This is a genomic window from Reinekea marinisedimentorum (genome assembly GCF_004341165.1).
GTDB classification, from domain to species: Bacteria; Pseudomonadota; Gammaproteobacteria; order Pseudomonadales; family Natronospirillaceae; genus Reinekea; species Reinekea marinisedimentorum.
This window is the reverse complement of sequence record NZ_SLZR01000002.1, coordinates 114,892-138,097: the sequence shown is the minus strand read 5'-3', so window position 1 is coordinate 138,097 and position 23,206 is coordinate 114,892. Positions and strand designations below refer to the sequence as shown.

Below are 23,206 nucleotides of genomic sequence, written 5' to 3'. Positions count from 1 at the left end.
TTTAACAAAAAACCAATTTGCATGGTTTTTTGGTTGTTAATTAATCGACTCTACTAGGTTTTAACTCCAATTCGTTTTTGCCTTGAAGGTAAAGTGGTTATCCCAGCGAACGGATGAGCGGATTCGTCCTTCGGGTGTATGAATATACCCGGTGCCGGTGCCCGCAATCGGGCCTATACCACTGTCAGTTACGGCGCAGATATCCCGGCTGAGAAGCTGATTTTTCAGTTCCAGCGTTTGTTGGTCGAATTCCCCCAGCCAGTGACCGCGTGGGCTGGTTGCTACGACCGTGCTCTCGGTACAGGCAATGCTGCCAATGTAGCCATCGACCTTTGGCCAGAAGCTATCCGGCATGCTGAAGGGTATCAGCTGGTCACCGGCCAGTTTAAACAGCAGGGCGGGTGCATTTTCGGTTGCCAATTGATACTGGCCGGCTATGTACACCTCTGCGCTGTTTGAAACACTCAAATGCCGCAGGCTCAGATTAGGGACTGGCGCATCCACTTTGAGTTTTAGTTGACGGGTTTGGGCATCCACAAGCACCAGGCTGCTTTGCAGGGTTTCTTTGTTGAGTACTTTACGGCCGTCGGTATGCAGCCCACCGATGGCCAGCCACAGGTTTTCGCCGTCCAATACCATTTGGTGCGGGCCGAGCAGATCGTAATGATGGGTCATTGTTCTGCTGAGCCGGCGGCTGTTGGTATCCAGCTGAAAGGCGAGCAGTCGCATCTCGGAACTGGCTCTGTCGCTGCCGGAAAGGATCAACTCGTTGTTGAGCCATACTGAGTGGCCATTTAACTTCAGTTGTTCTTCCAGTTCGATGGTTTGCAGCAACTCGCCGTTATTGCTGTCGAACAATACGATAAAGCGCTCTGGTCTGCGTGCAACAGCCACACCGATGGGCAGGTTGGGGTGCAGGGCGACTTCATGACCGCGTGCCGGAAGGGGCAGCTGCCACTGTAATTCACCGGCCAGGTTGATGCAGGAGACGCCATAGCTGTCGCCGGTTAAGCGGCACGCGCCAATAATATAGCCACCTTTTTCACTTTCTGAGGCCATAGCTCTGGTCAGTGGTAAAAAGCCGGTGCCTGCAATGGCCAGGCCTTGGATGAAGGTTCGTCTATTAATCGCCATCGAAATTATTGAATCCTAAGAAAATGTCGAGTTTTGTTGCCAGATCGTGCTCGATGTATTCGGCCAGCGCGAACAGGAAATCCTTGTAGGCTAATACTTCGTTCAGCTCCGGGGGTTCATGGCTAAGCTCAAAGGCCTGAAGCTGTGTTTGCCACTCGTTCAGTGCCTCGTCGTCTGGCAGAAAGTGACTGATGAGCTGATCGAGCTGATCGTTCAGTGCATATTGAATTTCCCAGGTGGTGCCGGAACGCCAGGCTGGCCCAAGCTGCCAGATCAGCCGGTCACCGCGTGCGCTGATTTCTTTCAGATGGTCTGCGGCAACCAAGGCTGTACCGTGCAATGCGTTCAGCCACTCAAGATCCTCAAAATCGTACAACGCCTGCAGATTAACCAGCTGTGAGCTTTGCTCAACCTGATAGTCGGTAATGTAGGTGAGCCAGTCACAGTGGCTGCTTGCCTGCTCCGGTTGCTCTGTCAGGATAAATTCCATCGCCGAAAGCGAGGTGACTGAACTTGATAGCGCACGGGTGTCGGTTTCATCGGGTTGGCTGTTCAGGGCGGAGAGCACCTGGCTTTTCAGGCGGTCTTTTGAGTCCGGCCAGAACACAAAGCTGTATTGGGTTTGCATAAACTCAGCCGCAGGCAATTGCAGGGCTGAAACCTGATACCAGCTCACGACGGCCTGCTGCCACAAGTCAAGCAGGTTATCGGTAGAAATCGCTTGCTCGCTGCAGAATTGCTGCGTCGCTGCCTGCAATGCTTGCTGGCTGCTCATAAACTGTTGCATCCGTTGCTTTTCAAGCGTTTCACTCCAGCCAATAGCAGGCAAAAGAAGCATGGCGCTCAAGACTAGGTTTTTCATTCAGAGTTTCCTGTTACAGTGAGTTCACAAAATCGATAATGGCCTGCCGGCTGGCCTCCGGCAGGGCGACAAACCGCTGTTTTACCTGCTCAGCTTCGCCACCGTGCCAGAGAATAGCTTCTTCAACGCTGCCGGCACGGCCATCGTGAAGGAGTGACTGCTTCCCACTCACTTCGGCGTGGTAACCGGTACCCCACAGGGGTGGTGTGCGCCATTCACGGCCGTTTGCCAGGAATTCCTCGCGGTTGTCGGCAAGCCCGGGGCCCATATCGTGCAACAGCAAGTCGGTAAATGGATGAATGGTTTGTTCCGACAGCGCCGGTAAATCAGCCAGTTTGGGTGTGGTAAAGCTGGAAACATGGCAGCTACTGCAGCCAATATCTTCGAATTGAGCATAGCCATGCTGAACGCTGACACTTTGGCTATTGCGCTGCACCGGAACGGCCAGGTGCTGGGTGTAGAAGGTCACAGAGGTGAGCACTTCTGGCTGCAATTCATAGCCGCCAGCGCCACTACCGTTGGGCTGGCTCAGGCATTGCTTCTGATGACGGGTGCAATCGTCTGCAGGAAAGAGCTCGCTGGTAATGCCAATGTCGCCGTTAAAAGCAGAGGCGTTCTGCTGTTCAAGGGTCGGCATGCCAGCCTTCCAGCCAAAGCGCCCGAGTGCAGTTGCCTGCTTGCGAACATCCCAGACGCGGTTGGCTCTTCCGGAAATGCCATCTTGATTGCTGTCTTCTGGGTCTGCGTTGGCGAGGATGTCGGCTTCTGAGATTTGCTCTAGCAGGCCTAAGCCGATCATTTGTGGTGCGATACGCGCTGAGGTCTGCAGCCGGGTATGGAAATTCCCATAGGCCAGGTTGCGAATGGCAAATTCCGGTTTTTTCAGGGTGATGGTTTTACCATCCGGGTAGGCAAAGTTGTGGTAGCGCCATTGCGTTTCAATTTTGCCTTCGGCAGGGGTGCCGGGAACGCTCAAATCCTGCAGTTGGTTGCCGTAGATGGGCTCCGGTAACGGGCCATACAGTCGCTGGGTTTCTATATCGAGATCGCTTTCTGGTGCCACGGACAGGCGAATAAGCATGGAGATGGCATTATCCGTCTGGCTTTCAGGTGCGTGGCCGCGGCCATCCTGAATGTGGCAACTTTGACAGCCATTGGTATTAAACAACGGGCCCAGACCGTCTCTTGCGGTTGTTGAGCTTGGCGCTATTACCCAGGGGTTTCTAAAAAAAGAATTGCCGACGCTGAAGTCGACTTTATCAAGTAGCGGAAGATTGCTCGCCGGCAGGCTGAAGGCGGCATTGCCTTGTTGCCGGGTGGAGGTTTCTCCGCCGGTTAGGGGTAAGTCTGCGAATGCAGGTGCAGAGAAAAGCATTGCTGTAAATGCTGCTCGGTACTTCATAGTGCTCCGAAAGTGAACGCGGGTTGCCCCGCGTTTTAATTAGACCTTATCGATCAGAACTCGTGTCCGGCATCGTCTGGAGACAGTTGTGAAATGCCGACGGCCAGAGCGATCTTTTCAATCGCTGCTGTTTCGGTAACCAGGTCACCGATGGCTGCCGTCAGCAGTTGCTCACCAGCTTTGTTGCCCGGGGCGATCAGCTGATCGAAAGCGGTACCGGCTTCAGCACTCTTTACGATTTGCGCCAGTGAGCCGCGCGTTGCAGTAAAGGCGGCATCGGCTTCCTGCACCAGTGCGTAGTTACCCTGGCTCAGCAGCAGATCACGCAGGCCCGGCACGCCAACCGTTTCACCGGTCGAAGTCAGGTAACGGCCGTAGTAGATGTTCTCTACGCCAACGCCATTGAAGTAGTGAGAGTTGTGGGTGTTATCGGAAAAGCAGTCGTGCTCGTCTTCCGGTGAGTTAGCGGTCAATGCAACTTTAATGCGCTCGCCGGCCAATTCGCCCAGAGCCAATGAACCCATACCAAACAGCATCTTATTGATGACCTGATCTTCAGGTGTGCTTTCCAGTTCGGCGCGATAGTTATCACCATCGGTGCTCCACTGACCAACCATGTATTCAAGGTCTTCGACCAGCAGCTCGGCTGCGGCATTCAGGTACTGTGCGCGGCGTTTACAGTTGCCGTTGGTGCAGTCATCACCTTTGGCGTAGTCGGTCCAAGGGCGGTTACCGGCACCGGCCTGGTATCCGTTCAGGTCCTGGCCCCAAAGCAGAAATTCAATGGCATGGTAGCCTGTTGCCACGTTGGCTTCTGAACCACCAAATTCGTTTAATTCCGCCAAAGCAGACGGCTTGATGCGGCTGATTTTAATATCGCCAACCTTCTTGTTGGCAACAATGTTTGCGCTTGCACCTTCGTTGCCCAGCTCATGAGCGTAACTGGAATCAACATAGTCGATCAGGCCTTCATCCAGAGGCCAGGCGTTGAGCTGGCCTTCCCAGTCATCAACAACGGTATTACCAAAGCGGAAAACTTCAGATTGCTGGTAAGACGGGCGGGAGTTCAACCAGGCTATTTTGGCTTCTTCAAGGGTGGCCGCGCTGGGTGAGTCGGTGAATGTTTTAATGCTCTGCTGCAGGCTGGTCGCAGTCTTCAGGGCGTCAGAGTAGTTAGCAAAAGCAAGGTCAGCGTAGCCTGTTACAACTTGTTCTTTGCTAATTTCGGCATGTGCCAGAGCGCTGGTCAGCACGATCGGTAGAACGGCGAATTTCATGGTTACTCCCGTGGATGTGTTGTAATTCTGATTTCGGATTTAAATGCAATTGAGAATTATTATCAATATATTGCTGTGGGAGTGGTTCTAAAGTAGTAAATAAAAGAAGAGAAGGTGGATAAATTATGTGCCGTTCAGAGAATAAAACTCTTAGTCAGTCGCGTGCCACAGGAGGTGCAGTAGCTGTGGCGCGATGAAACCAGCTTGCCGCAGCTGTGGCATTCTGTCAGAAAACCATTGGTGGCATATTCGGTTTCGTTTGTCCGTTCATTGATTTCTGAGAGCTTCCGGGTGATGGTGCTGTTATCGATTCCGGCATCAGAAAGACATTCATAGAAGGCCTGGCATAGGTTCGACAGGTGTTCTACCTGATGGATAAGGCGTTGTGAAACCGCGTTGTTTGCTTCCGCGTCGGCCAGTAAATCATCCGTGTTCATCAGCTCAGTGAGATCCATTCAACCTCCCAATCCGCCATGCTTATCAAAATGATGAGTTGAGGTTAACAAAAAACAACCATGGCGAAAAGCCTTAGCGAAGGGTCGTTGGTTGATTGTTTGGCTAATCAACAAAACTGGCGTTGCTGGTAATGTAGTCGGGAAGCTCTATGCCCCAGCGCGAAATTTGCGAGCGACTGAACAGAAAGCCTCCGCGATCGGCGGTTATCGGGTAAATGAGGGCGGGTTTCACGCCCGACAGAATGCTCTTGATCATAATGCCGGCTGCCAGGCCCTGCTGTTCGCCATGGAGAACATAGCCGCCAATACTGTGGGCGGAACGAACGGAGAAATCCCAAAATGAAAAGGGAGGAATGGGGGTGTTTTCATCGGTCCAGGCCAGTACATCATCAGCGGAGACATGATTGTTGTTTTCGTCCCGAAGGGTCTGATAAAGGCCAATAATCAGGGCGTCGTAGCCATTATTGCGAGATTGTTGAACAGCGCGTTTCCAGTCGTCAAAGCTGTTCATCAGGAAGATATCGGCCTGAACATTTCCCAGGGTGTAGGTGGTGCTGTTTTCAAAGGTTTGCTCGAGCACAGTTTGGGCTGTGGTACCTGAGTCGAACATAATCAGCAGCTTGTTTACCGGCATGATTTCAGAAATCAATGAAATGGAGCGCTTGAGCAGCGGGCGCTCCAGTATGCCGGTCAGGTTGTCGAAATCAGCAATATTATAGTTAGCCGGGTCATTGTTTATGCCCAGGTAGACCACCGGTGTTTTGGTACGCCCCAGTTTTTCACCCAGGAATTTCAGGGCGTTGTCATCCCCCAACACGACTAAATCTGGTTTGAGTTTCTTATATAGCTTCCAGGCGGCATCCGCTTGTTTTGCAAACTGGCTTTCGGGCAGCCGCTTGGTGTCCATTTCAAAGGTTATAACGTCGTAGCCAGCCCCCAGAGAGCTGCGTAAGCTCTCCAGATAGCTTTTATCCCACAAGTATTCGGCATGATAGCTCTGAATCACCAGGATCGTCTGTCGTTCCGCACTGTATGCGCATGTTCCAATCATGAGCATCAGCGGGAAAAGCAGATGAGTAAGCCTGTTGTGTAATGTGAAAGTTATCTGATTAAACATTCATTAATTATAGACGCTAATCGCTTTGCTAAAGCTTTGTAATGCCTGCTTCGCTCTGCCAGTTCGTAATTAAAGAGCGGCTAACCAGTCAGAAAGCTCTTCTCTGGCGGTGCAACCGTGTTCAGCCAGGAAGCTAAGAAAGCGCTGGGGTGTTTTGTTCACAATTTTCTCAGGGTCAAAGCCAACCTGAGTCAGCTTGGCGACTGCAATCTCGAACTTACCAACATCCAGGCTGATATGGGCATCGCTGCTGACACTTAGTTTCCAGTTGTGTTTGTCGACCAGCTCCATCAGCTGGACACAATAGGGTTCAGAGCCGACACGCGAGCTTTTAAACGAGCTGTTGTTGATTTCGATGGCAACGTTATTGTCTTTTGCTGCGCGCACAACTTCTTCCTGGTCAATCGGGTAGGCTGGGTTACCGGGGTGGCCAAGAATCTGAATGCATCCGCTTTTCATCGCATCAATCATGGCTTTGGTGTTGGTTTTCATATCCTGTGGCTTGAATACCGGTTCGTGAAAACTGGCGATGGCAAAATCCAGTTTATCCTTCAGTTGATCGGTGAGGTCGACGTTGCGATCGCTGGCATACTGATAAGGCTCCGGCAGAATATTAGTCTCTATTCCTCTGAGAATGGCGATATTGTCGATCACCCTTGGGATGACCTTCATGTTGACAAAATGCCAGTAGTGGGGAGCATCGGGCATGCTGGGCGCGTGGTCTGTTATCGATACCAGCTGAATGCCGTTGTTCTGCGCATCGCGCACGTAGTCGTGAACTGTGCTGTAGGCATGTGTGCTGGCAATGGTATGACTGTGGGTATCACAAAGAATTTTCATGCTGAATCTGGCTTGTGTGAGTTCAGTTAAGGATTATACAGATCGGCTTTATCAATTTAATGACGAATCTTTTTCACAGCGTTTGAACCAATAGTTGACTGAGGTTCTATAGTTTCTGCAGGTTAGATTTGATCTGTTAATTCGTGGTTGATTTAATGCAGTAACCGTTACTTTCAGGAGGTAAATACGAAATGGATGAAAATAAAGTTATAAACCTGCAGGAAATAAAAGCCAAAGCAGCAGGCGTAGACCCGGAGGTTGCTGAGGTGATTCGTCAGTTAAACGAGCGCTTTGGTATCAACATTGATATTTGTGACGAGCGCCTGGAGCGCTTCAAGCATATTTATCCGGCCTTAAATGAGGCTGCTCAGCAGACCCACGGGTACGATTTACAGTCGGATGACCCAAGTATTACGGCGGCCTTCAATCGCGGTGTGGAGGTCGGAAAAGCGCAGATGATGACCGACGTGATCGTTTGTTTGCTGGAGCAGGACGGATTGATAGAGCGGGCGTGACACCCCGCAGTGGTGCCACGTTCGGTAATGTGGGGTTAGCGGATTGTTTTTATGCCGTAGCTTTCAAAAACGGCCTGAATCTCGTCCATCTTCTCTTTGGGTGGTGGCTCCATACCTTCGAGCGGGTATTCAATCCCTAAAGCCTTCCACTTGTGTGTTCCCAGGTTGTGGTATGGCAATAGCTCCAGGTTCTCGATGTTTTCCATCGGTGCTAAAAATTGAGCCAGTGCGTGGATATCTCCGATTTCGTCTGAATAACCCGGTACGACAACATATCTGACTCGGGTTTTCTTCCCGATATCTGCCAGATGGCGAACAAAGCGCAAGGTTCTGTTGTTGGAAACGCCAACCAGTAAATGGTGCTTGTGATCATCGATATGCTTGATATCGACCATAATCAGATCACTTTGCTCGATCATTAGGTTTGTTTCATCGTTATAAACACCAACGTAGCCGTTGGTATCCAGGCAGGTGTGGATGTTGTGTTCATGCAGCTTTTGGAACAGCAGACCTACGAAGCCGGCCTGCAGAACGGGTTCGCCTCCGGTGACGGTGACGCCGCCGCCGCTGGCATCCATAAATTTAGCGTAGGGTAGAATTTGCTCTACAAGATCAGCGACCGTATAGAGGTCTCCGCCGTCCAAGTCCCAGGTGTCTCTGTTGTGACAGTATTTGCACCTGAACAGGCAGCCCTGTAAAAAAACTACAAAGCGTGTGCCGGGCCCATCAACCGTACCGAAGCTTTCTACCGAGTGAACCCGGCCAAGCAGCTCGTCTGCATGGTACTTAGGGATATTTAAAACGGGGATGTCTTTACTCATCGGGGATCCTACAAACTCAATGGCCTTACTGTAACAAAATTACGCAGGACTGTATTGTGCAAATCAACCGGCAGGCGCCAGCCCTAACGGAATTCAGTTAGCATCCGGTTGACCTGCCGGTTGGTTTATTTTGCACTCAGAATCAAAAAAGGGCGCCGAAGCGCCCTTATTGTTTAAGCCTGTTTCGAAGCTTAGATTTGGCCGTGGAAAGTACGGCTGATAACGTCCATTTGCTGTTCACGAGTCAGCTTAACGAAGTTCACAGCGTAGCCAGATACACGGATAGTCAGCTGAGGATAGTTCTCAGGGTGTTCCATTGCATCTTTCAGCATGTCACGGTTAAGAACGTTAACGTTGATGTGGTGACCGGCAGAACCGAAGTAGCCATCCAGCATACCTGTTAAGTTGCTTGCTTTACCTTCTTCTTTACCCAGAGACTCTGGTACCAGAGACATGGTGTAAGAAATACCGTCTTCAGCGTCATCGTACGGAAGTTTCGCAACCGACAACAGTGAAGCCAGAGCGCCTTTCTCATCACGACCGTGCATTGGGTTTGCACCCGGTGCAAACGGCTCGCCAGCTTTACGACCGTCTGGAGTGTTACCCGTCTTCTTACCGTATACAACGTTAGAAGTAATGGTCAGGATAGACTGAGTTGGCGTTGCATCGCGGTAAGTCGGAGTTTGACGTACCAGATCCATAAAGCGGGTAACGATCTGCTGAGCCATGCTATCAACACGGTCATCGTTGTTACCGAATTTCGGATAGTCACCGGAAACTTCGAAGTCAGTTACATAGCCGTCTTCGTTGCGGATTGCTTTAACTTTGCCGTACTTGATAGCAGAGAAAGAGTCAGCAACAACAGACAGACCTGCAATACCACAAGCCATGGTGCGGTAAACGTCACGGTCGTGCAGAGCCATCTGAGACGCTTCGTAAGAGTACTTGTCGTGCATGTAGTGAATAACGTTCAGAGTGTTCACATATACGCCGGCAACCCACTGCATGTACTCGTCGAACCGAGCCCATACTTTGTCGAAGTCCAGGTATTCGTCAGCCAGAACGTCTTGCTTAGGACCAACCTGCAGGCCGATCTTCTCGTCCATGCCGCCGTTGATTCCGTACAGCATGGTTTTAGCCAGGTTACAACGAGCGCCGAAGAACTGCATTTGCTTACCGATACGCATTGCAGATACACAGCAAGCGATACCGTAGTCGTCACCGAACTTACCGATCATCAGATCATCGTTTTCGTACTGGATAGAACTGGTGTCGATAGATACTTTAGAACAGAAGTCTTTGAAGCCTTTTGGCATTTTCTCAGACCACAGTACAGTCAGGTTTGGCTCAGGAGCCGCATCCAGAGTGTACAGAGTATTCAGCATACGGAAGCTGCTCTTAGTTACCAGAGTACGGCCGTCTTCGCCCATACCACCGATAGACTCAGTTACCCAGGTTGGGTCACCAGAGAACAGTTGATCGTAATCTGGTGTACGCAGGAAGCGAACCATACGCAGTTTGATTACCAGGTCATCAATCATTTCCTGAGCGTCAACTTCAGTCAACTTGCCAGCTGCGATGTCACGCTCAATGTAAACGTCTAAGAAAGTAGAAACACGGCCGAAGCTCATTGCTGCGCCGTTCTGGCTCTTAACAGCGGCCAGGTATGCGAAGTAAGTCCACTGAGTTGCTTCTTTAGCATCTGCTGCAGGCTTGGAGATATCGAAGCCGTAGCTTGCTGCCATTTCAGTCATTTCAGTCAGAGCTACAATCTGCTCAGAAAGCTCTTCGCGCAGACGAATAGTTGCTTCGCTGCTTAGTTCGCTGTTCAGGGAAGCCTTCTGTGCTTTTTTGTCCTGGATCAGGAAGTCAGTACCGTACAGGGCAACACGACGGTAGTCACCGATGATGCGGCCACGACCATAGGCATCTGGCAGGCCAGTTACGATACCTGCTTTACGGCACTTGAGCATTTCTGGAGTGTAAGCATCGAATACGCCAGCGTTGTGGGTTTTACGGTACTTAGTAAAAATTTCTTTAACCAGTGGGTTCAGTTTACGGTCGTAGGCTTCACAAGAAGCTTCAACCATACGGATACCACCGTTAGGGATCATGCCGCGCTTCAATGGGGCATCAGTTTGCAGACCGACGATAACTTCTTTGTTTTTGTCGTCAGTGATGTAGCCAGGGCCATGAGACGTGATTGTAGAAGGAACTTCAGTGTCGAAGTCTACAGGTGCCTGAGTTTTTTGCTCAATGCTCACCAGCTTCATGACGTCGGCCCACATTTCTTTAGTGCGGTCGGTAGCGCCTGCTAAGAAGCTGTCGTCGCCTTCATAAGGGGTGTAGTTTTTCTGGATGAAGTCACGTACATCGACTGACTCTTTCCAGGCACCGTCTTTGAAGCCTTCCCACGCTTGAGTGTTATCTGTCATAGGGTGTTTCTCCGCTAAGTTACTATATGTTTAAAAGTTTAATGTTTAAAAGTGAAACCAATATAGTTGAGCGGCTGAGATTAAGGTAGGAAAAAAGGGTCGGGAGCAGCGAGCTTGTAAAGACTGGAGATTCATTACAAGTCAATATGGCCAACACAACCTGAGATATCGCTTCCCCCGAAAACCGGTGGCTAATAGATTACCCATACCGGAGAGAGTGATATCAGACTACCTCAATTTGCTTTTAGCACTTTGATTTGCATCAAGAATAATAAGCTAATCAACATATAACAAAAGATAATAAACAAACTGCTGATTGCCAGTGCTAAGTGAGTTCAACACGCTCTGCAAATTCTTCGAGAACTATTATCTGTCTGAGCTTCGCTGCCTAGTTGACATAGGTCATATTTTTAAACCTCAGGGATTCATTCCCGACTTTTTTTGGGCCTTTTTTGCTATAGAAAACACCGCTTTGGCGAACTTGTTGGCATAGCGAAATTTCGCTGGAATCGCGGCAGGGTGTGGTTAGTTTTCAGGCAAAAAAAAGGGCCTGATCAGGCCCTTGTATATCCAGTCAACCGGCGGTTTAGGCCAGAATTCGGGTCAGATTATAGATGTCTTCTTTGAACGGTCTTGGCATGTTCTCGATCGCATCGATAATGTCATGGTGAACCAGTTTGTTGCTTTGTACGCCAACACAGCGGCCGCCTTCGCCCTGCAGCAGCAGTTCAACGGCAAAAGCCCCCATCTGGCTGGCCAGTATGCGATCGAAAGCAACCGGAGCACCGCCGCGCTGGGTATGGCCCAGAATAGTCGCACGGGTTTCCAGACCGGTTTCGGCCTCAATCTTCTTGGCCAGTTTATTAACTTTAGTCGTGTGCTCGGTAATCGCGATGATTGCGTGCTTTTTGCCGGACTTAACATCGGCAGAGATGGATTGGATCAGGTCGTCCTGGTTGAATTCTTTCTCCGGAATAACCGTGAACTCAGCGCCACCACCAATTGATGCCATCATGGTCAGGTCACCACAGTAGCGGCCCATGATTTCCACTATGGAAATACGGTTGTGGGAAGAGCAGGTGTCACGCAGGCGGTCGATCGCATCCAGCACGGTGTTCAATGCGGTGTGGAAGCCAATCGTGTAGTCGGTGCCGGCAATGTCGTTATCGATAGTGCCCGGCAGGCCAATGCAGGGGTATCCCATTTCGGTCAGTTTTTTAGCGCCCATATAAGAACCGTCACCGCCGATGACGACCAGAGCTTCAATTTCATGCTCTTTAAGGTTTTCAATGGCCTTAGCGCGTATGGATTCTTCTTTGAACTCGGGGAATCGAGCAGAGCCCAGGAAGGTGCCGCCACGGTTGATCATGTCTGAAACATCATGACGCTTCAGTTGCTTGATTTTGTTGTTATATAAACCGAGATAGCCGTCGTAAACGCCAAATACTTCAATATTTTTGGATAGCGCGGCACGAACAACGGCGCGTACTGCTGCGTTCATACCAGGGGCATCGCCGCCGCTGGTCAGCACTCCAATTTTTTGAACCATAGTTAAACTGCCTCATTTAAGTTATTAGTCATAGTTAAGCTGTCGGTCAGTAGTCACCTTATTTGTAAGAATATTACGGTGTACTCCTGATATTTTTCGTAATTGGGGACAATTTTAGTGCGATACAGGGTGTTTTAATAGTTTGTGAAGTCAAAAGTATGAAAGTTAATAACATAATCGGGTTTGCATTTATCACAAATAGCGCATAGCTGCATCTCTGATATGTGAATTCCGTCTATAAAATCCACGGTAAATTCATAGTTTGTGTGATCTCTATCGGGATTTGGGTAACTCCAAATTCTGGCTGATAGGCCTCAATCGTAAGCTGTTCGAGGTTTTAACAGCGAAAGAGGTAACGAGCTAATGACAAACCAAGTAGTAACTCAATCCACTCTTTATTCATACGACTCAGAGCAGAGTCGCTTCCAGTATGAATTGATCAACCAGCAAAACTATAGTCAAGAAATGCCCGGTATATGGCAGTTTGTTGCTGCAAATTTGGCCGCCCAAGGGGATGTCGAAATTGCAGATGCGCTCACTGCGGCAAAATCGGAGCACTTTGACCCTCACCCGGAAACCAGGGTGATCAAAATTTTCGGCCAGGACAGGCGAATGGTCGGGACTTTTTCCGTGACGATGGACTCGGACAGAGGAATGCCGGTAACGCATTACTTTGCTGATGAACTGGCCTTTCTCAGGAAAAAGTACCGCATGGTGAACGGTTGGCGGTTCTCAATGCTGCCAATCCCCGATGCTGCTCTGTTGCGGAACCGGACCTTTGCCATCTTCAAATCATTGGCCATGCAAGATCAGGCCGATGCCATTGTTCTCTACTTCAACGAGCGGCTTAACCGCTACTACTCACGTTTTTTCAACGGGCGAGTGATCGCCACCAAAACCATCAGTTTCGATGGCATCAATGAACTGCCGGTCAGCCTGTTTGTAGGTGAAGTGAAAGACAACCAACCAGAAATGAAATACCTATTAGAAGGAACAAACGCATGAAAACTCTATGGTCATTCGAAAAAGCATTTAATCGTAACTTTGGCTTACTCAATGCTAATGAGCAGGCGACACTGTCCACTTCGTTAGTTGTTATACCCGGGTGTGGCGGTATCGGCAGTACGGTTGCGGAAACGCTGGCCCGCCTTGGGATTGGTCGGTTCCGCTTATGTGATCTGGACACCTATGATGTCGCAAACTTTAATCGACAGCTGGGGGCAACACTGGAAAGCGTTGGTAAGAATAAAGCGGAGGCAACAAAGGAGCGTATTCTTTCTATTAACCCTAATGCACAGGTTGAGATTTTCCCGGAACTGATCAGCCCTGAAAATGCCGCAGATTTTGTCAGTGGCAGTCAGGCCGTTTTGGATGGCATTGACTTCTTTGCAATTTCAGCCAGACGATCGCTGTTTAAAGCTGCTCGGGAAGCTGGAATTCCGGCGATGACTGCTGCACCGCTTGGCTTTTCGGCAACCCTGCAGATCTATTTGCCGGACCGTGGCTTGAATTTTGATCAATTCTTCAACTTTAAGCCCGAAGATTCTTATGCCGATCAGATTACCAAGTTCCTGGTTGGGCTTGCCCCGGTTGGCTTGCACAGAGACTATATGGATATGAGTGTATTCGATCCGATTGAGCAGACAGGGCCTAGTTCAATTATTGGCACCCAGTTGGCTGCGTCGCTGATTGCAGGAGAACTTGTCAGGCTGCTGCTGAACCGGGGGGCTTCGTTACCTGCGCCCTGGTATCGTCAGTTTGATGCCTATAAACAGCAATGGGTGCGAAAGCAGTTAATAATGGGTAATGCACACCCTAAACAGCTGTTGAAAATCCATTTGGCTAAACGTTCCTTTAAAAAGACAGGGGTATGGGAGGCATTTAGCCACAATGCGATGGCTTAAATGAGGCTCTAAAGCCTCATTTCAACCTGCTGCGCAGCCATAGCTTCTTTAGCTTGCTGAATAGTGTATTCGCCGAAATGGAAAATACTGGCTGCCAGCACAGCATCTGCATGACCTTTTAATACACCTTCTGCAAGGTGGTCCAGTGTACCCACGCCGCCACTTGCAATGACAGGAATAGAGATGGAGTCGGCGATAGCCCGGGTTAGATCGATATCGAACCCGGTCTTTACGCCGTCTCTGTCCATACTGGTCAGCAGAATCTCACCGGCCCCGTATTGCTCCATCTTCACTGCCCACTCAACAGCATTGATGCCGGTAGGCTTGCGGCCGCCATGGGTAAATATCTCCCAATGGTCGTCCACTCTTTTCGCATCGATAGCGACGACGATGCACTGGGCGCCGAAGCGTTCAGAGGCCTCACGGACAAATTCCGGATTGAAAATGGCTGCCGAGTTGATGGACACCTTATCCGCCCCGGCATTTAACATGGCACGGATATCTTCTACGGTTCGGATGCCCCCGCCCACTGTAAGCGGAATGAACACCTGGCCGGCAATAGCCTGCACCGTTTCAATCATGGTACCGCGACCTTCATGGGTGGCGGTGATGTCGAGCATGGTGATCTCGTCTGCACCCTGTTCGTTGTAGCGTTTAGCAACTTCGACAGGATCGCCGGCATCCCGGATATTGACAAAATTAACGCCTTTGACGACGCGGCCCTGATCAACATCAAGGCAGGGAATAATTCGCTTTGCGAGTGGCATTAAAGATGCTCCTTATTGCCGTACGGGGAGGGCTGGGTCAGAGTTTGCCATCCCACTGAGTGAAGTTTTTTAACAGCTGCAGGCCAGCGGTGTGGCTCTTTTCCGGGTGAAACTGGGTTGCAAAAAGGTTATCCCGGTAAATCATCGCGGCAAATTCCGGCCCGTACTGGCACTTTCCGGCGGTGTAGTCGGCATGCGCCTCGGCATAGAAGCTGTGCACGAAGTAGAAGCGGCTGTCGGAGGCTATGTTGTGCCAGAGCGGGTGCTCTACAGTTTGCTGAACATTGTTCCAGCCCATGTGCGGTACTTTCATTGGCAGGTCATTAGCGTCGTAGAGGTTCTTGGGAAACTGATGAACGTGGCCATCGAAGTAAGAAAGGCATTCCACGCCGCCATTTTCATCGCTGAACTTCATCAGCGCCTGCATGCCTACACAGATACCCAGCATCGGTCTGCCGGACGCGATAACGTCACTGACGACCTGATCCACGCCCTGTTTACGGATTTCTGCCATGCAGTCGCGAATAGCGCCCACACCGGGCAGCAACACATGGTCAGCCTGTGAAATCCGTTCTTTATCGGAGGTGACCTCCACCTGAAAATCTGGTGCAACATGCTCAATAGCCTTGGAGACCGAGTGCAGATTGCCCATGCCATAGTCGATAATAGCGAGTAGGTGTTTTTTCAACTTAAACTCCAGTTAAATGCCCGAAGGGTGACCTGTTTGAACTACAGGCAGCCCTTGGTCGAAGGAATAACGCCTTGCTGGCGCTCATCAACGGTCAGTGCCATGCGTAACGCGCGGCCAAAGGCCTTAAATATCGTTTCAGCCTGATGGTGAGAGTTGTGGCCCTTCAGGTTATCGATGTGCAGTGTTACCAGCGCATGGTTAACAAAGCCCTGGAAGAACTCATAAAACAGCTCGGTATCCAGCCTGCCGATGCTTGCGCGGGTGAACTTACAGTTGAAGTCGAGCCCCGGACGCCCGGAGAAGTCGATAACCACGCGGGAAAGCGCTTCATCCAGCGGTACGTAGCTGTGGCCATAGCGGACAATGCCTTTTTTATCACCGACGGCCTTATTGAAGGCCTGACCCAGAGTAATGCCGACATCTTCTGCGCTGTGGTGGTCATCAATGTGATTGTCGCCCTGACACTGAATGTTCAGGTCTATCAGGCCGTGCCGGGCAATTTGATCAAGCATGTGATCGAGGAAGGGCATTGAGGAATTGAGCTCGGCCTTGCCGGTGCCGTCTAAATTGACTGAAACGGAGATCTTGGTCTCGTTGGTGTTGCGTGTGATTGTCGCGGTGCGACTCATGGTATTCTCACTCTGGGAAAAGGGTTTTAAACAGACCTCAATGATAACGAAATCATCTTGCTGCGCTCAATTATATAAGTATGCTGAGCGCCAAAACCAGCTTGGAATACAAAAGTGCCGGTCATCTTATGTCAGCAGAGTTCTAGCTCAGACTCATTAAACAATTCATTACAGGAAATCGTAAGGGATTTACCTAAAAAAAACCCTGCCACGAAGGCAGTACAGCGTTGGCCGAACAGTGAAAAACCTGTTGAGCTATGGACTGCCGTCTTTAATGAGCGCATTGTCGGTTTTGCGTTTGTCTCCGGGTGCCGCCTGAAGGCCGTCGCCGTGCACCCGATTACAAGAAATCGCGGTGTTGGTCGGCGTATCTTGTCGTTACTGATAGAGAATCGACCGGATCTGAAGCTGACAAAAGGCGAAGACAACCCATGGATAGTTGATTGTTATCATAAACTGTTGAGTAAAAAGGGGTGATCGCAGGTTTTTTTGTCTAGACTGGCCCTACGGATCGAAAGGAGTATGAGCAGTATATGACCCTCGTTTTTGACAGCGGAATGGAACAAGAAATACAAACACGCATTCGCCTGTACGATTATTCCACGGGACAGCAGAGTTTTTTTGAGTGGCAGGCCGGTATGCTCGGCAGTGTCAGCGGTAAGCGCGTACTGGAAATCGGCTGTGGCGACGGTGAGTTCTGGCAATATCTGCTGCCGCGCTGGCAGAACTGTGATATCACGCTGACGGATGTAAACAAAAGTATGCTCGGTGTTGCACAAAGCAAGATCGGCAGCTACGTGCCCAATGGTAATCGGGTGCAGTTCAAACAGCTCGACTTCAATGATCTGACGCCGCTCATCGGTGAGCACTACGATATTATCATTGCCAACCACAACCTGTTCTATGCAGAGAATATCTATCGCCTGTTGGGCGTGATCTTTGGTCTGCTGAACTCCCGAGGCGTTCTGATCTGTTCAACCGTAGGGGCCGACCACCTGTGTGAGTTGATTGCAATGCTCAGAAAAAGAAACCCTGATTTACCCTGGTTTTCTGAAAAGTGGGCCAATCGCTTTGGGCTTGAAAACGCATTTGAAACGCTCTCGAGTATTTTCGGCAGAGTGGATCAGTTCGAATACGATAACTTTCTGCACTTGCCGGGCCCAGAGCCAGTTAAGGCTTACCTGATGAAAACCATGAAGGGCCAGCTGGCCGGTTGGATTGAGCAGAACTGGTCTGAAATTAGCTCTGAAATTCAGCAGGTAGTTGATGAAAAGGGGCATTTTCGACTGACTCCCCATTCAGGCTTTTGCGCAGCGCGTAAGCCCTGATCCCCGTATTGTTTCAAGAACAATAAAATTCAATCGGCGCTCACTTTTGGTGCGCGTCGTCTTGATCGCGCCCCTTAATGGCGTTATTTTTGTTTCTCCAGCACTTTCATTGTGCGGTTCTGAGTAATTCTGAGCACCAAAAAATATTTGGTGCACCAAAATCTTTTCGCGGCTTCGCGCTTTCGTTTTCTCGGGTTCAGAGATGATTTGTATCACTTTCTGTTCGCAGGTTGGATGTTTGTGAAAAAAGGACTTGTAAATCAATGGGCTGGCCTATTTCTTGCGTTTGTTAATCTATGGCTAAGTAGGGTACAGAAAGTGGTTGATCAGGATTCAGCATTTCGGCGCATAGTTGAGCACCAATTTACAGCGGTTGCTGTGCTTGATAGTGCCTATCAGGTTGAGCACATCAATTCATCTGCTGAATTGCTGTTGTTTCGCTCTGCCAAGCAGTTGCTCGGGCAGGGTTTCGACAGTTTGTTTGAAAACCCGGAAGACATCAGAGAAGTGCTGGCTGCTATGGTTAAGCAGGGCTCCTCTGTCTCTGTACGCGCTGCGATATGGAAGTTGGTCCATATGGAAGAACAGCTGACGCTCGATTTTATCGTCAGCCCATTTCTCGAAGGCGACGATCTGCGCATTATCATTGAAATGGTTCCGGCGGACCGGGCGGTGCGCATCAGCCGCGATGAAGGTCGCATTGATCAGACCGAAACCAGCCGCCACCTGGTGCGTGGCTTAGCTCATGAAATTAAGAACCCATTGGGTGGTATTCGCGGTGCAGCACAGTTGCTGGCCAGTGAACTGCCGAATGAGGATTTACAGGAATACACCAAGGTTATCATTGAAGAGGCCGACCGGTTGCGTACCTTGGTCGATCGCCTGCTGGGCAGTCATCAGCTGCCTGAATTTGCGCGCCTGAATATCCACCAGGTAATTGAGCGGGTGGTGTCGCTGCTCAAGGCCGAGGTGGGCGAACGCATTGAGTTGGTGCGCGATTACGACCCAAGTATTCCGGAATTTATCGGGGATGAAGCTCAACTGATTCAGGTGTTCCTCAATATCGGACGTAACGCCTTACAGGCGTTGACTGAGAGTGAGCGGGAAAACCCCTGCATCACCTTTAAAACGCGCACAGTGCGCCAGTTTACTATCCGGCAGAAACGCCACCGTATTGTTCTGAGGGTCGATGTCATCGATAACGGCCCAGGTATTAAGCGGGATCTGCTGGAGAAGATTTTCTATCCAATGATATCTGGACGAGCGTCAGGAACGGGATTGGGGTTGTCGCTGGTTCAGCAAATAACGGAATTACATCAGGGTACGGTTGTGTGCGAGAGCGTCCCGGGACGCACGCAATTTAGTGTCTATTTCCCACTGGAGGCAATGAATGAACAAGACAAGTAATATCTGGGTGGTGGATGATGACCGGTCAATCCGCTGGGTTTTGGAACGCGCTCTGACAAAACACGGATATAACTGCACTGTCTTTGAGAGCGGCGAAAGTCTGCTCCGAAAAATTCAGCACCATGCGCCCGATGTGATCATCAGTGATGTTCGAATGGATGGTATGGACGGCCTGCAGCTTCTGAAACGGGTTCAGACCGAACAACCGGATATCCCGGTCATTATCATGACCGCTCATTCCGATCTGGACAGCGCCGTGGCTTCATTCCAGGGCGGGGCATTTGAATACCTGCCAAAACCCTTTGATGTCGATGAAGCGCTGTCCCTGGTGGAGCGTGCTATTGAGCATCGTGCCAAGCATCAGCCGGCTGAGGAAGTGCACAAGAGCTCCACTCAAACGGAGATTATCGGTGAAGCGCCTGCGATGCAGGAGGTCTTCCGGGCCATTGGTCGGTTGTCGCAAAGTAACATTACTGTGCTTATCAATGGTGAGTCGGGTACTGGTAAAGAGTTGGTTGCCCAGGCATTGCATCGCCACAGCCCTCGCAAAGACGAGCCCTTTATTGCTCTGAATATGGCCGCGATTCCGCGTGATCTGATGGAATCCGAGCTGTTCGGCCATGAAAAGGGTGCCTTTACCGGTGCGCAGAATCAGCGCCGGGGCCGCTTTGAGCAGGCCGATGGCGGTACGCTGTTCCTCGATGAAATTGGCGACATGCCATCAGAGACGCAAACCCGTCTGCTGCGTGTACTGGCGGACAGCGAGTTTTATCGCGTGGGTGGCCATACGCCTATTAAGGTCGATGTGCGCATTATTGCAGCTACTCACCAGAACCTGGAAAAACTGGTGGAAGAAGGCCGCTTCCGTGAGGATTTGTTCCACCGCCTGAACGTTATTCGTATCCATATTCCTAAATTGTCTGACCGACGCGAAGATATTCCGCGCCTGCTGGAGTTTTTCCTGCATAAAGCAGCGAAAGAGCTGGATGTGGAGCCTAAAACGTTGCGTCAGGATACCGAAGCCTATCTTTCCCGCCTGCCGTGGCCGGGCAACGTACGTCAGCTGGAAAACATCTGTCGCTGGATAACGGTGATGGCCTCTGGCCGTGAAGTGCTGGTCAGCGATCTGCCGCCGGAACTGGTCGAAGAGAGCAGTCAGGGTGGTGGTCATGAAAACTGGGAGCAATCGCTGCGTAACTGGACCGATCGCGAGCTTGCGCGTGGTGAATCACGGATTCTGGATATCGCTGTACCGGCCTTTGAACGCGTTATGATTGAAACGGCACTGAAGCACACCGCCGGCCGCCGCCGCGATGCTGCTGAATTGCTGGGCTGGGGGCGCAATACGCTGACCCGGAAAATCAAAGAGCTGGGTCTTGACGACGGCCTGGAAGACGTCGATTAAATTTAGCGGAGCGAACGCTCCGATTCCCATATAATTCTGCAAGAGTCCATTGTTGGCAATTCACTGGTGAATTGCCTTAACACTTCATACAATGGCGTGCTTTTCAGTACACAATTAACCTGTCTTTTAGGGAGCCCCTATGTCAGATATTAAAAAGGTCGTTTTAGCCTATTCCGGCGGCCTGGATACTTCGGTTATCGCTAAATGGATCTCTGAAACCTATCAGTGCGAAGTTGTTACCTTTACCGCCGACCTTGGTCAGGGTGAAGAGGTAGAACCGGCGCGCGCAAAAGCTGAGGCTTTAGGTATTAAAGAGATTTACATTGAAGACCTGCGTGAAGAGTTCGTGCGTGACTTCGTTTACCCAATGTTCCGTGCGAATACCATTTACGAAGGTGAATATCTGCTGGGAACCTCTATTGCCCGCCCGCTGATCGCCAAGCGTCTGGTTGAGATTGCCAATGAAACCGGTGCCGATGCTATTGCCCACGGTGCGACCGGTAAGGGTAACGATCAGGTTCGTTTTGAGCTGGGTGCCTATGCACTTAAGCCGGGTGTAAAGGTTGTCGCGCCGTGGCGTGAGTGGGATCTGAGCTCCCGTGAATCACTGATGGAATACTGTGAAGAGCACAAGATTCCGGTAGATTTCTCCAGCTCTAAGAAGAAATCACCATACTCTATGGATGCCAACCTGCTGCACATTTCTTATGAAAGCGGCATTCTGGAAGATCCATGGAAAGAAGCTGAAGAAGACATGTGGCGTTGGTCGGTCAGCCCTGAAGCGGCACCGGATGAGCCAACCTACGTAGAGCTGACCTATGAAAAGGGTGACATCGTCGCTGTAAACGGCGAAGCGATGACTCCGGCGACTGTATTAACCTACCTGAACAAGGTGGGTGGCGAAAACGGTATCGGTCGCATCGATATTGTGGAAAACCGCTATGTTGGTATGAAGGCCCGTGGCTGTTATGAAACACCGGGGGGCACCATTATGCTGCGCGCTCACCGTGCCATCGAGTCCATTACTCTGGATCGCGAAGTAGCTCACCTGAAAGACAGCCTGATGCCTAAGTATGCCGAGCTGATCTACAACGGCTACTGGTGGAGCCCGGAGCGCAAGATGATGCAGAAGATGATCGACGACTCTCAAGAGTTTGTTTCCGGTACTGTTCGTCTGAAGTTGTACAAAGGCAATGTCATTGTTGTTGGCCGTAAGTCAGATGAAAGCCTGTTCGACGAGAAAATCGCCACAATGGAAGAAGATGCCGGCGCATACGATCAGAAAGATGCTGAAGGCTTCATCAAGCTGAATGCATTGCGACTGAAAATCGCTGCATCAAAAGGCCGCAGTTCTCTGTAAGGCTGTCTATACTTCCTTATGCAGCCTGAATTAATGGTTGCATAAGGAACGTCCATGCGTCACTTCATTCGTCACCCAACGGATATCCCAATCAACTGTATTATGCGTGATCACTACTACTGTGTGCGCAATGCCCTGCTCGATGTCAGTGCCGGTGGCCTGAGCTTTGTGACCGATAATTACATTCCTCCCGGTGAATCCATTCATGTGAATATTTACGTTCAGGATCCTAATTTCGAGGCCGACTGTGATGTTAAGTGGTGTCGGCGCGTTGATAGCTGCTATCACGTGGGTGTTAAGTTTAAAGATTCTGCTGAAGCCTTCAGTTTCCGGATGGTGGAGCAGGTTTGTCATATCGAGCACTATAAGCGTAAGGTAGAATCCGAAGAGGGCAGGGAGCTGAGCAGTGAGCAGGCCGCCGAGGAATGGATTGCCAGGTACGCGCCAAAGTTTCCCCGTTGATCGCCTCAAAAATAACTAGCTGACGCACGGGGTAACTGTGGATACGCTCTTTTTTATCGTCTCGAAAATAGCCTGGTTCTTCCTGATGCCAGGAACCTGGCTGGTATTACTGCCGGTACTGGCATTTATTCTTAAACACACCGGAAAGAAAAAAAGCTCCGCCGTTTTATGGTCTGTAGAGATCCTGCTGGTGCTGGGCATTGGCTTCTATCCGGTGGGCGAATGGCTGGTCATTCCGCTTGAAAAGCACTATTCCGAACTACCCGATGCGGGCCGCACACCGGACGGCATTATTGTGCTTGGCGGTGCCTGGCAAAAACAGCCCTCAGAGTATTGGGGTCAACTGGAAATGAACGGCGCCGCAGAACGCGATATTTATATGGCGATGCTGGCTCGGGAGTATCCGCAGGCAAGGCTGGTCTTTACCGGTGGAAACAACCGGGTTTCCGGTGAAGGGCTGGCTGAGGCGGACATTGCCCAGGAGTTTTATCAGCGTTTGGGTGTACAACCCGGCAGGATGGTCTTTGAAAGCAAAAGCCGGAACACCTATGAGAATGGGCTGTTTTCTCAGCGCCTGGTGCAACCGCAGGCGAGCGAAGAGTGGTGGCTGATTACCAGTGCCTATCATATGCCCCGCGCCCGCGGTGTGTTCTGTAAGTTAGGCTGGAATGTTGTTCCCTACCCGGTGGATCACTTTTATTGGGGCGGCCGTTTAACGCCGCATTGGGCGTTTGCGTATCACCTGAGTGATCTGGAGCATGCTTTACACGAGTGGGTTGGATTGCTGGTTTACAGAGTGACCGGTAAAACGATGTCGCTGTTTCCCGAGAGTGACTGCAGCTGATA

The 23,206-nt window shown here is 50.5% G+C and carries 23 protein-coding genes; 10 read left to right on the top strand and 13 right to left on the bottom strand.

What is annotated here, in order from left to right; all coding sequences use genetic code 11:
- Window positions 1–60 precede the first annotated feature (60 nt).
- The 7 genes from BCF53_RS02910 to BCF53_RS02880 form a co-directional block, all read right to left on the bottom strand.
- Window positions 61–1,134, bottom strand: a complete 1,074-nt coding sequence (locus tag BCF53_RS02910) for a DUF1513 domain-containing protein (protein WP_132699726.1) — start codon at window positions 1,132–1,134, stop codon at window positions 61–63.
- Entirely contained in the window at window positions 1,124–1,996 is an 873-nt protein-coding gene (locus BCF53_RS02905) for a hypothetical protein (protein WP_132699724.1), read from the bottom strand. The genes BCF53_RS02910 and BCF53_RS02905 overlap by 11 nt, the downstream gene beginning before the upstream one ends.
- 13 nt (window positions 1,997–2,009) lie before the next feature.
- Entirely contained in the window at window positions 2,010–3,398 is a 1,389-nt protein-coding gene (locus BCF53_RS02900) for a di-heme oxidoreductase family protein (RefSeq protein WP_132699722.1), read from the bottom strand.
- 53 nt (window positions 3,399–3,451) lie between these two features.
- On the bottom strand, window positions 3,452–4,675 hold the full coding sequence (locus tag BCF53_RS02895; RefSeq protein ID WP_132699720.1) for an imelysin family protein: 1,224 nt from the start codon (window positions 4,673–4,675) through the stop codon (window positions 3,452–3,454).
- Window positions 4,676–4,809: 134 nt separating this feature from the next.
- Entirely contained in the window at window positions 4,810–5,130 is a 321-nt protein-coding gene (locus tag BCF53_RS02890; protein WP_132699718.1) for a hypothetical protein, read from the bottom strand.
- Between the two features lie 103 nt (window positions 5,131–5,233).
- Window positions 5,234–6,181: an ABC transporter substrate-binding protein gene (locus BCF53_RS02885; RefSeq protein WP_165901789.1), complete on the bottom strand. Its 948-nt coding sequence runs from the start codon at window positions 6,179–6,181 to the stop codon at window positions 5,234–5,236.
- A gap of 135 nt (window positions 6,182–6,316) precedes the next feature.
- Window positions 6,317–7,087 (bottom strand): phosphatase, encoded by a 771-nt coding sequence (locus tag BCF53_RS02880; protein WP_132699714.1) that lies wholly within the window; start codon window positions 7,085–7,087, stop codon window positions 6,317–6,319.
- A 191-nt stretch (window positions 7,088–7,278) separates the two neighbouring features.
- Between BCF53_RS02880 and BCF53_RS02875 the strand changes: the two genes are divergently transcribed.
- Window positions 7,279–7,602, top strand: coding sequence for a hypothetical protein (locus tag BCF53_RS02875; protein ID WP_132699712.1), 324 nt, complete (start codon window positions 7,279–7,281; stop codon window positions 7,600–7,602).
- Between the two features lie 35 nt (window positions 7,603–7,637).
- Here BCF53_RS02875 and pflA read toward each other — a convergent pair whose 3' ends face one another.
- From pflA to pfkA, 3 genes are all read right to left on the bottom strand, one after another.
- The gene (pflA, locus tag BCF53_RS02870; RefSeq protein ID WP_132699710.1) at window positions 7,638–8,423 is read right to left on the bottom strand and encodes a pyruvate formate-lyase-activating protein; all 786 of its coding nucleotides are present in this window, start codon (window positions 8,421–8,423) and stop codon (window positions 7,638–7,640) included.
- A gap of 191 nt (window positions 8,424–8,614) precedes the next feature.
- Entirely contained in the window at window positions 8,615–10,858 is a 2,244-nt protein-coding gene (gene pflB / locus BCF53_RS02865) for a formate C-acetyltransferase (protein ID WP_132699708.1), read from the bottom strand.
- 586 nt (window positions 10,859–11,444) lie between these two features.
- Window positions 11,445–12,407: a 6-phosphofructokinase gene (gene pfkA / locus BCF53_RS02860; RefSeq protein ID WP_132699706.1), complete on the bottom strand. Its 963-nt coding sequence runs from the start codon at window positions 12,405–12,407 to the stop codon at window positions 11,445–11,447.
- A 363-nt stretch (window positions 12,408–12,770) separates the two neighbouring features.
- On the opposite strand from pfkA, the gene BCF53_RS02855 reads away from it, so the two are divergent.
- On the top strand, window positions 12,771–13,412 hold the full coding sequence (locus BCF53_RS02855; RefSeq protein WP_132699704.1) for an N-acyl amino acid synthase FeeM domain-containing protein: 642 nt from the start codon (window positions 12,771–12,773) through the stop codon (window positions 13,410–13,412).
- Window positions 13,409–14,311 carry a ThiF family adenylyltransferase gene (locus BCF53_RS02850; RefSeq protein ID WP_132699702.1) on the top strand — a complete coding sequence of 301 codons (903 nt, stop codon included), beginning with the start codon at window positions 13,409–13,411 and terminating at the stop codon, window positions 14,309–14,311. Before BCF53_RS02855 ends, BCF53_RS02850 begins: the two co-directional genes overlap by 4 nt.
- Window positions 14,312–14,319: 8 nt before the next feature.
- Here BCF53_RS02850 and hisF read toward each other — a convergent pair whose 3' ends face one another.
- The 3 genes from hisF to hisB are packed head-to-tail and all read right to left on the bottom strand — an operon-like array spanning window position 14,320 to window position 16,398.
- Window positions 14,320–15,078, bottom strand: a complete 759-nt coding sequence (gene hisF, locus BCF53_RS02845) for an imidazole glycerol phosphate synthase subunit HisF (protein WP_132699700.1) — start codon at window positions 15,076–15,078, stop codon at window positions 14,320–14,322.
- Window positions 15,079–15,115: 37 nt separating this feature from the next.
- Window positions 15,116–15,766: an imidazole glycerol phosphate synthase subunit HisH gene (hisH, locus tag BCF53_RS02840; RefSeq protein WP_207902633.1), complete on the bottom strand. Its 651-nt coding sequence runs from the start codon at window positions 15,764–15,766 to the stop codon at window positions 15,116–15,118.
- A 41-nt stretch (window positions 15,767–15,807) separates the two neighbouring features.
- Entirely contained in the window at window positions 15,808–16,398 is a 591-nt protein-coding gene (hisB, locus tag BCF53_RS02835) for an imidazoleglycerol-phosphate dehydratase HisB (protein WP_132699698.1), read from the bottom strand.
- Between the two features lie 114 nt (window positions 16,399–16,512).
- On the opposite strand from hisB, the gene BCF53_RS02830 reads away from it, so the two are divergent.
- The 7 genes from BCF53_RS02830 to BCF53_RS02800 all read left to right on the top strand — a co-directional run bounded on the left by BCF53_RS02830 (window position 16,513) and on the right by BCF53_RS02800 (window position 23,204).
- On the top strand, window positions 16,513–16,875 hold the full coding sequence (locus BCF53_RS02830) for an acetyl-CoA sensor PanZ family protein (RefSeq protein WP_132699696.1): 363 nt from the start codon (window positions 16,513–16,515) through the stop codon (window positions 16,873–16,875).
- A 56-nt stretch (window positions 16,876–16,931) separates the two neighbouring features.
- Window positions 16,932–17,726, top strand: coding sequence for a class I SAM-dependent methyltransferase (locus BCF53_RS02825; protein WP_132699694.1), 795 nt, complete (start codon window positions 16,932–16,934; stop codon window positions 17,724–17,726).
- A 318-nt stretch (window positions 17,727–18,044) separates the two neighbouring features.
- The gene (glnL, locus tag BCF53_RS02820) at window positions 18,045–19,133 is read left to right on the top strand and encodes a nitrogen regulation protein NR(II) (protein ID WP_207902632.1); all 1,089 of its coding nucleotides are present in this window, start codon (window positions 18,045–18,047) and stop codon (window positions 19,131–19,133) included.
- Window positions 19,117–20,538 (top strand): nitrogen regulation protein NR(I), encoded by a 1,422-nt coding sequence (gene ntrC / locus BCF53_RS02815; RefSeq protein ID WP_132699690.1) that lies wholly within the window; start codon window positions 19,117–19,119, stop codon window positions 20,536–20,538. The genes glnL and ntrC overlap by 17 nt, the downstream gene beginning before the upstream one ends.
- 139 nt (window positions 20,539–20,677) lie before the next feature.
- The gene (locus tag BCF53_RS02810) at window positions 20,678–21,898 is read left to right on the top strand and encodes an argininosuccinate synthase (RefSeq protein WP_132699688.1); all 1,221 of its coding nucleotides are present in this window, start codon (window positions 20,678–20,680) and stop codon (window positions 21,896–21,898) included.
- A 54-nt stretch (window positions 21,899–21,952) separates the two neighbouring features.
- Window positions 21,953–22,360 (top strand): PilZ domain-containing protein, encoded by a 408-nt coding sequence (locus tag BCF53_RS02805; RefSeq protein WP_132699686.1) that lies wholly within the window; start codon window positions 21,953–21,955, stop codon window positions 22,358–22,360.
- A 37-nt stretch (window positions 22,361–22,397) separates the two neighbouring features.
- Window positions 22,398–23,204: a YdcF family protein gene (locus tag BCF53_RS02800; protein WP_132699684.1), complete on the top strand. Its 807-nt coding sequence runs from the start codon at window positions 22,398–22,400 to the stop codon at window positions 23,202–23,204.
- The last annotated feature ends 2 nt before the right edge of the window (window positions 23,205–23,206 follow it).